Below are 9,460 nucleotides of genomic sequence, written 5' to 3'. Positions count from 1 at the left end.
CGGTTGTTCAAAGATTAGCCACCTTAGCACTTACCGTGGTGGCATATGAAGAAAGTGAGGAGATTTCTCAGCAAGCACTAAATCTGTTAAATCACTGGAGCAGTTTACAGAATGCTCCTCGGTTACAGTGGACATCAATTGCAGCATATGGAAGCTACATTGGGCTACTTTTTCCTCAGCAAGCACTTGATAATTTAAAGATAATTGCTCAATCGGGTGATGGGCGACTTTTTTCAGATATTGCTCAAGCTGTAATAAGTTTGTTTGATGCTGGTCAGCAGGTTTCTAATTTACACTCCTTTGTCTTAAACACACTCAAAGAATGGGCAGATAAAGATCGGAAAACAGCAATCTATCGACTTAGTTTACTTATTTTTTGGGGATTAATGCGTGAATCCTGGATTATCAAAAATGATGTTCGTCAACCAACTCTTCTATGGCTGGCGAAAAAGAGTCAGGCTTCTGAAGACTTAATAGTATATTTGATGAGAAATGCCCTCAATCTAGAATTCACAAGAGATATGATACTGCCTGAAATTTTTAGCTGGCTGAAGTTTGTTGATAAGCAGCAATCGTTATATAAAACTCTTGCACGCATTATCTTTACGTTAGCTAGACGCGGTAGAGAATGCGAGCGAATTTGTAGTTACCTGAATAGGTGGTCTAGAAGTTCTGAGTCAGCCATCCAAATCCTAAAATTGATCGAACAAAATTCTTAGTACAGGAGTAAAAACATGCCGGAAGAAAAGTTGCTATTTACTGAGAAAGAATTGACTCGCTTGAAACGTCCAGAGCCACCAAAGCCTGGAACTGCACTTGTTTTTGTTGGTGATGGTACCCCTCTGCTCACAGTTCGTGAAGGCGAACGTGGTCCAACAGCAGGAGAACTATTGTTTGGTAAATATAGCACATATTATGAAGTAGATATGGGTGATCGCTCACTCAATTTCCATGAAAAACTACCTTGTGCTGATGCTTTTGAGTTTAATACAGAAGTTAAATTAACTTATGCTGTCAGCGATCCAGCTCTTGTTGTGCGACGGGCTAGAACAGATGCAGGTCAATTTCTGAAAGATTTAGCAATTGATGCGATGCGACGTGCCAGCCGAAGATATAATCACGAACAAACGGGAGAGGCCGAAAATACTATTGCATGTAGAATTGAAGATGAGGTTCGTGATAATGGCTTCAAGCTGAGTCGAGCAGCTTTTGTAAAGATTTCCCTAGATGAAGCAATTCAGACTCGTCTTATTAATAAGAAATTGAAGGAGTATGATTTTGACGATCAGAAGACTCAAATTTCAAGAGATGAGGAACTAGCTAATTTACAACTAGGAGCCAAGTTAGGCTTAAAAGGAAAAAAGGCAGATTTTTTTGCACCTTATATTAAAGCGGGAGATTGGGCAACTCTTTTGGCAATGCTCGATTTAAACGATCCTGAAGATGTCACAATTCGAGCCATGGTGGAAGCAACTTCAAATAAACAAAAAATGCAAGAAGAGAGACAGCAGAAGCTGCTTGAACTTGCAATTGAAAAAGGTGCCGTAGAGGGCTGGGAACTTAGAGGAGCTGCGAAGGCTTTATTTCAAGAAGTGAGTGGGTTACCAGAGCAGTCAATAGCTTTATTAGAAGGTAAAACACAACCTCTGAAATCAGAAGATTCTCAACAAACTAAGGAGATAGAAGTAAAGCCTTCGATACCTAATTCAATTGGTCGAGATCGAGATGAAGATTGCCAATAGGATTATATAGAGTATGAGTTGGCTTTTTCAATCTATTTTCAGACCAATTTACGAACTAATCATCATATTTCCTATGCCCTGGCGATTGACGATTGTTGGCATGGTTTTAATTCCTGTATTATTTTGGTTGATATTTCAAGGATTGCCTTTTCTTTCTAGCAAATTGTCTTATATAGCTTTCGTATGTGTGAAAATACTATTACGATGTGAATGTGAGATGACTCAATATATTCGAGTCAAAAAACATTACTCGCCCCCAGCAATCATTTATATTCTTAGCGATTCGCTAGCCGCTATAGGTAGAGCATTTGACAATACAAGCAAATACTTTAGTGAGTTTGCCAGCTCCATGAAAAAAAGATGGTATCCTCCTAAACGATTGCTTGTAATAATTGGAATTATTGTACCTTTAATATGGTATGTACGTCCTTCGATCGGAACAAATAGTACTTCTAAATTTCTCCGTAGTGGAGAAATATGGTGGTATTCGTTAGAAGGTTGGATCTTGAGTGGTAAATGGAAACCTTCTGCCACTAGCTATGCTCCAGAAGAGTTTATTTGGACATATTTTTCAACTATCAATAATCATCAATATTTAGAAGCATGGAATTTAACCACTGCTAATTTCAAAAATAATAAACGTTTGATGCCTAACGGCTACGCTGATTATTTAAGCTTCTGGAAAAATGATGTTGAACGTACAAATGTTCTGCAAGCAAAACTCGTGTCCAAAAATATGACTGGTGCAACCATTGATGTTAATTGGCAATATTTTACAAAAAAGAATAGAAGTTCGCCAAATATAGAGGCTGTACGCTTCTTTTTGGTTTGGGATGTTAAAACCACTAGGTGGTTAATTAATAATACGAAAAAGCTGTGAAAAACTTTGCTCTTTGGGTTGATTGTAAATAGTGTAAATCATCGACCGCTAAAATCCTAAATCCATTTGAGCGGCTTTAGCAGCGACGAGAATTTCTTCATCTGATTTAGTGCCCCAATCGGGATCGCCAATTTCTTCGTAGAATTTTTGGTCGTAGGGACGAGTGCGCACTACCACTGGCATCGGTACTGCATGTCCCAATACTAATGCTTGTTGTTTAGAATCTAATTTTGCTAAGACAGATTTCAATCCCTGCGCGCCAGCTACGCCGGTAAAGATCGCATCGATATCTTTCTCATCATTAATTAGGGCGGTAATCCGCGTGCCAATTTGGGACATAATTTCATTATCGATCCCCGACGGACGTTGATCGACAATTAATAATGTCACGAAAAACTTCCGCATTTCTCGCGCGATCGTGCCGAAGATCGTACTTTTGGCGATCGCCGGATCTAAGAAACGGTGGGCTTCTTCGATCGTGATAATTAGCGGGTTTGGTCGATCGCTTTCTTGCTTGCTTTGGAGATATTGCTCGGCTTTATTGACATAGAGTTTGTGAATCCGGCGGGTGAGCATATTCGTCACCAACATATATGACAATAAATCGGATTGATTGCCAAATTCGATCACGACATTTTTGCCAGCACTGAGGGATTGGATCAAACTTTTAAGATTATCTTGACGGCTAATCGGACGCAAGTATTTGAGTTTTTCCAAGCGCATTAATTTTCGCTGCAAAGATGCGATCGAGCCTTTATGCCCCTTGCCAGATTCACAAAAGACCGTAATATCTTCATTGCTCATTTCCAGGAGCCGACTAATCCAACTGCTGCCATATTCCGCTGCCAGAATATTGGCGTTATCTAGGCTGGCTTCTGAGAGATTTAATTCCCGCGAGACGAGTTGCAAGTCCTCGATATCGATCATCTCGTAGGTGAGAAATAGATCCTGCGCGTCGCGAATGCCCCGAGCGCGACTGGATTCGGGATCGAGGGTATAGACGACCACCTCGTTGGGAAATAATTGCCGCAAGCCTTTGACTGTCTTGACATTCTTGCCTTCTTGGACGGCTTCCCAGCCGTATTCGGAGTGCATATCAAAGATCAGATTGACAGCGACTTTTTTGCGAATCACGCCCGCTAGGAGCAGCCGCGTCAGGAATGATTTCCCCGTCCCCGATTTCCCGAATACACCATTGCTGCGTTCGACAAACTTCTTGAGATCCAAACAGACGGGCACATCCATATCTAAAGGTTGCCCGATCGAAAAATTCTTGCGCGTCGGATCGTCTTCCCAGCCGAATACCGATCGAAAGTCGTTCTCATTGGCATCAAATACTTGGCTGAAGTGGCTGGGCACCGTCTTGACAGGTAAAAGCTCCCATTCCAGATTCGTTTGGGCTTCAAAGGAAGCTAAGGGAGCTTTGCCATTCTCAGTTTTGGCTTTTTTACCTTTACCATTGCCATTCAGACTAGCCCCACCATTGAGTGACGGCGGAATTTGACTGAATTTGTTAAGCATCAACATCGGCGATAGATTCACCGTCCCATAAGTCCCACTCCCTGACAAAACATCGAGCAAAAAGTCATCTTCTGGATGGGGCGGATTGACTAAAATCCGATCGCTCGATGTGCCCAAACAGACATCTGTTAACAAGCAAAAAAAGTCATATTGTCTGCCTCGCACCACCAAAAATTTACCCACCCGCATATCTTCAACGGAGATATCTGGATGCAGTCTTACTTCTAAGCCACCAGTGAGCGAACCTTCAATTACTGAGCCGAGGGGTTTATTCATAAGATGGTAGATACTAAATCGAGATGCGCCCAAACCCTCACCGCTGAAATTGTTACGGCTAGGATCTTACTTTTTAATAGTCTTAGCACAAACTTACCATCAATGCGTTGTGAATATTGTTGTGAATTAGCTTAAATTTCACAGATTTGTAAACTACCTTACTCAGTATTCTCAGCGATCGCGTGCGGTATTTTCCCGATCTGTAAGCTTGGCGCGTCATGGCAATTAGTTGCACTGTGCTTGTTTGACACCAAGGATCGATGGGGATAGCACCTCAATTGGATCGAGCCATCAGTCTGCATCCGCTCTCATCAACCGATCGCCTTCTCAGAAACGATCGAGCCTAGATAAGACGATCGACTACACTACGATTGAGATGGCATACCACACGAGCATCGATATGGCTGTGACAGCGATCCCTGAGAATTGTATAGAGATATATCACAATCTCCAAATTATGCTAATAAATATTGCAAATACTTGCTTTGTTTGATAGTGTGTGTTTACCCCAACAGGTGGGTATCAAACTGCTCGAATTTATTTAAAGAGGTGTACCATGTTCGATCGCTTTCAACTCCCAACACCTTAGACGAGCGATCCACCTGGGTAGCTAAGTTTGAGTGTTGCCTCACAATAGTCGCAAAGAACCATTTCGCTCCAATTTGCGGCTAGTTCACACTAGACATTTAATTCATAAGTATTCGATCGTCAATTCAATTTCTTAGTTCCCGACTTCCCTCTGCTGGTTCGAGAAATCGCAGTCCATGCATGCATGGCTAGATTTGTGCTAAACGTCCGGCGAGATTTTACCTTTGGAGGTATTACCAAGATGAAAATACAAGGAAAAACTGCCCTAGTTACTGGGGCATCGCGGGGCATCGGTCGAGCAATTGCCTTCGAGTTAGCCAGACATGGCATCAAACGCTTGCTACTCGTCGCCCGTAACGAACAAAGACTGGCGGAAATGGCAATCGATCTGGCGGCAATGGGCATCGAAGTCATTCCCCTAGTTGTAGATTTGACCGATCGCGTGCGCGTCAATGTCGTCATCTCCCAAGCATGGCGAGATTACGGTCAAATTCATTTGCTAGTCAACTGTGCGGGTGTGGCTCATCAAGCACCATTTCTCCAGTCCAAGCTCCCACAGGTTCAAGAAGAGATCGCCATCAATCTCCTGGGCATGTATACCGTTACCCGCACGATCGCGCGGCGGATGGTATCGCAGCGGGAAGGGACGATCGTCAATGTGGCCAGTCTCATGGGCAAAGTGGCTGCGCCGACGATGTCTACCTACTCAGCGACCAAATTTGCCATTCTCGGCTTTACCCAAGCTTTACGCGGCGAATTGGCCAGTCATAACGTTCAGGTAATGTCGTTATTACCGACGCTGACAGACACCGATATGGTGCGAGACTTGCAACTATTTCGGGGGTTGAGTCCGATGTCGCCCCAACGCGTCGCCCAGGCATTAATGCGGGGAATCGAGCGCAACGAGCGCGAAATTATTGTCGGTTGGCAAAGTCATATTGCAGTTTGGAGTAACTATTTAGTCCCCCGACTACTCGAACGCGCAGTCCGATTTGCCGCCCCGCAACCCGGCCGCGATCGCGCTTGGCTGCGATTGGGAGCTAGAGGCTAACTCCAGCTCGATCGAAAAAAGAGAGAGTCAGATCGGCATCGATCTGACTCTCTCTTTTTTTTGCCCGATCGAGTTAATGGCGATCTAATCTTGTAGTGCCTTACTTTCCCAAAGTTACTCGCAGCTACAGCTCCGTACACTAGCAAGATTAGTCACTTCGGTTGCGCAATCGTACTGAGCGAGCAAATGAGAATGAGTTATATTAATCGAAGAAACACATAGCAGCTAGCTCGGCACACTAACCAGTCATGACTTGAGACCAAGATTAACTTCTCAATTATCCGTATAAACACTGTGTATATAAACTTGCTAACTAGTTCATACTAGTTTTTGTAGCAGACTTGTCTCAGCTCATCCTCATCTATTTTGATGCAACTATGTTCGCCAATCTCATTTCTAGAATTCACGATTGCTCGCGAGTAGAAGATATCCTGCAAGCAAGTGTAGAAAACGTCAAACAGTCTCTTAACTGCGATCGGGCAGTGGTCTATAGTCTTCAGTCCGAGAGCATAGGTGAGGTAGTAGCAGAGTCGGTGAATCCGGGTTTTCCGCAGACAATGAAAACGACGATCGAGGATCCTTGTTTTATGGCGCGGCATGTCGATACCTACCGTCAAGGTAGGATTACGACGATCGATAACATTCAGGAAGCGCGGATGACGCCTTGTTATATCGAGACACTGGAAAAACTGGCCGTCAAAGCTAACTTGGTAGTGCCGTTACTATTGCCAGACAATGAGCTGTACGGCTTATTAATCGTCCATCAATGTTCTCAACCCCGTGCGTGGACGCCAGCAGAAGTTACCCTCACCGCTCAGATGGCTTTGCAAATTGGCTGGGCAATCTCTAATGCGACTAGGTGGTCGGAGTCTTACCAGCTTAAGTCAGGGATCGACAAACAAAAGTATTACAACGATCTGTTAATAACTGCTACCCAAAAAATTCATCAGGGCACTACGCGCCTCGAAGTATTAGACATTGCTGTCGCTCAAGCCCAGGCAATGCTCGGTGGAGATCGCGCGATCGTCTATGGCACTTCGCCATCAAATTTGGGTCGAGTTTTTGCCGAATCGACATTGCCAGCGTTGGCACCACTGCAAGGAACGATCCTGGAAGATAGCTCGTTATCAGATCGCCGGATCGAAGAATATCGGTATGGGCGAGTCGATGCGATCGATAATATCTACAATACGGATGGCGATCCGAGTTCCTTGGAGTTTGCCAAAATTGCTATCAAAGCCAGCCTGGTTGTCCCGATTATGAGTGATGGACGAGAGTTATTTGGATTACTCTCTGTGCATCAGTGTTTTAACCATCGCCAGTGGCAAGAGATGGAAATAGATTGGCTGCGCCAGATCGGCATCCAAACTGGTTTGGCACTAGTCAAGGCTCAGCTTCAAGAAGAAGTCACCGCCATGAAGTCTTCGCTTAAGCGAGCTGGCGTGGTTAAAGAGACAATTAGTACTGCCGATACCCAAGTGCAGCAGGTCAAAGAATCACTTAGCAATTCGATCCAAACTATCGATGAAGCTAAGCATCTAATGCGATTGCTCAGTCATGAGGTCGTTAACCTCACGGATAAATTATCCAGTGAAGATCTCAATCTCGTTCGGATTATCACTAAAAAATTGCAAGCCAATGCTGAAGTGGCTTCAGATAGCACATTGTCACTGCAATCGGAGGTCACACAGCTAGAAACAGTAGTCAACTCAGCCATTCAAATGTATAAATCTCGAAAAGCTAACGAGGATCGGTTCGAGACAAGAGTTAGCTAGAGACTGGAAGTCTCTGCTTATGATGCAAAGTCCGCCTGTCTTGATGCACCTTCATGGTCGGGAAACCCGACCGAAGCGCATCGCTGCGCGGACTAGGAAAATCAGTCCGACTGCGTGGACTTCAGATCGTTAGCCCCGCACCCCGCACCGCTCCCCGCTCCTTCCCTCAATCCTGCCGTTGATAAGCTGTCATTGGTTCTTTAATCAACCGAATATATAGATGTCGGAACGTAGATTTAATTACTCGTGGCAGCGCAAAATCGATCGGCATCAGAGCCTCCGGTAGCTTCCAGTCAGTACAACTGAGATCTGCCGGACGCATTAGGGGAAACTCGATCGTCTCCAGTGCCGGAGCTAATCCCAATCGTTGTGCTGCCGCTGCTGTCGGGACTAAATGCGCCTCGACATTGAGCAGATCCAGCATGGCGACATCCAGCGCAAACACATCCGCAGCGGCACCCAGAACGCCCAGATCTCTCGGTTCGCCGCCACTGGGGCCATTTCCTTCGTGGCCGACGATGCCATCGATGATGGTCAAATTTGGACTGATGGCGCGCGCTGTTTCGACCAGCATTTCGCCGAATCGGTCGGCACTTTTGCCCGCTTCCATGTGCCACCAAGCTTTCATCTTGCCAGGAACGCAACCGAATAGATTTTTGACACCGAGCGTCATCGTCAATTGCATGTGCGACTTGACTTTGGGGAGGTTAATGACGACATCGGCTTCGATCGCTTCTTTACTTAGTAGCAAGTGATTGAAATTCTCGCTGGCTGTCTCGTAGCGTTTGCCATGAAATTCCACCACTGGTAAATCCAATTCGGCCATCATCGGCAAATAACCATTCGATTTAGCCACGCCCATCGCACTCCCAAAGGCTGGACTATCGCCAAAAAACGGCTTACCACCCGCCTCAATTACCAGTTCGGCGACACACCTCACCAATTCAGGACGAGTCACGCATTCTTTGGTCGGACGCGCACCCGTTAATAGGTTCGGCTTGAGCAACACGCGATCGCCAGGTTTCACAAACGCACCAATTCCACCCAATGGGGCTAATACTGTTTCGATCGATTCTCGAAGTTGTTGGGCTTCGTAAGATGTGGCACGAATGAGGCTGACAGTTGGGGACATAGGAAATTAATTGATAGTTGATAATTGATAGTTGATAACGATTTGCGTTCGTCAGGAAACCCGACGGTTGTGTGCGTCAAGACAAAACAGTCGATCGTCGATCGTGCATGTAGAGGATGCCGATGACTATTTAGATTTCAGGCAGTTTGAACGTACATATTGAATGATTTATTGTATCCTTCCTTAATTGCTTTGACTTGTGCCTGTCGAAGTTAAGCCACGTTCGATCGATCCGTTTGACGATCTCGCTAGCGCAGCCGTTCTTCTGATGAATCGCGTTAGAATACCATTGTTGCAAACAATCTTTACATATGACCTCGATCGCGACCTCGACTGCGAATCAAACCTGGCTGTGGCGCGGACAGCAGATTAATTATCAGACTGCTGGCGAGACGGGTGCCGCCGTCTTGCTAATTCATGGTTTTGGAGCTTCAGTCGGTCACTGGCGCAAGAATATTCCCGTGTTGGCAGAGAACTGTCGCTGTTATGCGATCG

7 protein-coding genes and 1 pseudogene are annotated in these 9,460 nt (G+C 45.1%); 6 read left to right on the top strand and 2 right to left on the bottom strand.

Features of this window, described 5'->3' with window-relative positions:
* The 3 genes from RMO84_RS09895 to RMO84_RS09885 all read left to right on the top strand — a co-directional run.
* Nucleotides 1–719, top strand: a 719-nt coding sequence (locus RMO84_RS09895; protein WP_310488298.1) for a hypothetical protein, incomplete at its 5' end; no start/stop codon positions are given.
* 15 nt (nt 720–734) lie between these two features.
* Nucleotides 735–1,742 (top strand): hypothetical protein, encoded by a 1,008-nt coding sequence (locus RMO84_RS09890; RefSeq protein WP_310488297.1) that lies wholly within the window; start codon nt 735–737, stop codon nt 1,740–1,742.
* Between the two features lie 73 nt (nt 1,743–1,815).
* On the top strand, nt 1,816–2,622 hold the full coding sequence (locus tag RMO84_RS09885; RefSeq protein ID WP_310488296.1) for a hypothetical protein: 807 nt from the start codon (nt 1,816–1,818) through the stop codon (nt 2,620–2,622).
* Between the two features lie 48 nt (nt 2,623–2,670).
* Here the strand turns inward: RMO84_RS09885 and RMO84_RS09880 are convergent, their stop codons facing one another.
* Nucleotides 2,671–4,419 (bottom strand): ATP-binding protein, encoded by a 1,749-nt coding sequence (locus RMO84_RS09880; RefSeq protein ID WP_310488295.1) that lies wholly within the window; start codon nt 4,417–4,419, stop codon nt 2,671–2,673.
* 829 nt (nt 4,420–5,248) lie between these two features.
* Between RMO84_RS09880 and RMO84_RS09875 the strand changes: the two genes are divergently transcribed.
* Nucleotides 5,249–6,058 carry an SDR family NAD(P)-dependent oxidoreductase gene (locus RMO84_RS09875; protein WP_396135821.1) on the top strand — a complete coding sequence of 270 codons (810 nt, stop codon included), beginning with the start codon at nt 5,249–5,251 and terminating at the stop codon, nt 6,056–6,058.
* A gap of 377 nt (nt 6,059–6,435) precedes the next feature.
* Nucleotides 6,436–7,833 (top strand): GAF domain-containing protein, encoded by a 1,398-nt coding sequence (locus tag RMO84_RS09870; RefSeq protein ID WP_310488293.1) that lies wholly within the window; start codon nt 6,436–6,438, stop codon nt 7,831–7,833.
* Nucleotides 7,834–7,999: 166 nt separating this feature from the next.
* Here the strand turns inward: RMO84_RS09870 and RMO84_RS09865 are convergent, their stop codons facing one another.
* Nucleotides 8,000–8,965, bottom strand: coding sequence for a DUF362 domain-containing protein (locus RMO84_RS09865; RefSeq protein ID WP_310488292.1), 966 nt, complete (start codon nt 8,963–8,965; stop codon nt 8,000–8,002).
* A 311-nt stretch (nt 8,966–9,276) separates the two neighbouring features.
* Between RMO84_RS09865 and RMO84_RS09860 the strand changes: the two are divergent.
* Nucleotides 9,277–9,460: pseudogene (locus RMO84_RS09860) on the top strand (alpha/beta hydrolase); the annotation flags it as partial.

Origin of the sequence: Chamaesiphon sp. VAR_69_metabat_338 (assembly GCF_031423935.1) — a bacterium.
Classification (GTDB): Bacteria; Cyanobacteriota; Cyanobacteriia; order Cyanobacteriales; family Chamaesiphonaceae; genus Chamaesiphon.
This window is presented reverse-complemented; position numbering and strand designations above follow the sequence as displayed.

Coding starts and splice junctions, on each gene's coding strand:
- RMO84_RS09885 (WP_310488296.1), top strand. CDS start 1,816: ATGCCCTGGCGATTGACGATTGTTGGCATGGTTTTAATTCCTGTATTA.
- RMO84_RS09875 (WP_396135821.1), top strand. CDS start 5,249: ATGAAAATACAAGGAAAAACTGCCCTAGTTACTGGGGCATCGCGGGGC.
- RMO84_RS09890 (WP_310488297.1), top strand. CDS start 735: ATGCCGGAAGAAAAGTTGCTATTTACTGAGAAAGAATTGACTCGCTTG.
- RMO84_RS09865 (WP_310488292.1), bottom strand. CDS start 8,965: ATGTCCCCAACTGTCAGCCTCATTCGTGCCACATCTTACGAAGCCCAA.
- RMO84_RS09870 (WP_310488293.1), top strand. CDS start 6,436: ATGTTCGCCAATCTCATTTCTAGAATTCACGATTGCTCGCGAGTAGAA.
- RMO84_RS09880 (WP_310488295.1), bottom strand. CDS start 4,419: ATGAATAAACCCCTCGGCTCAGTAATTGAAGGTTCGCTCACTGGTGGC.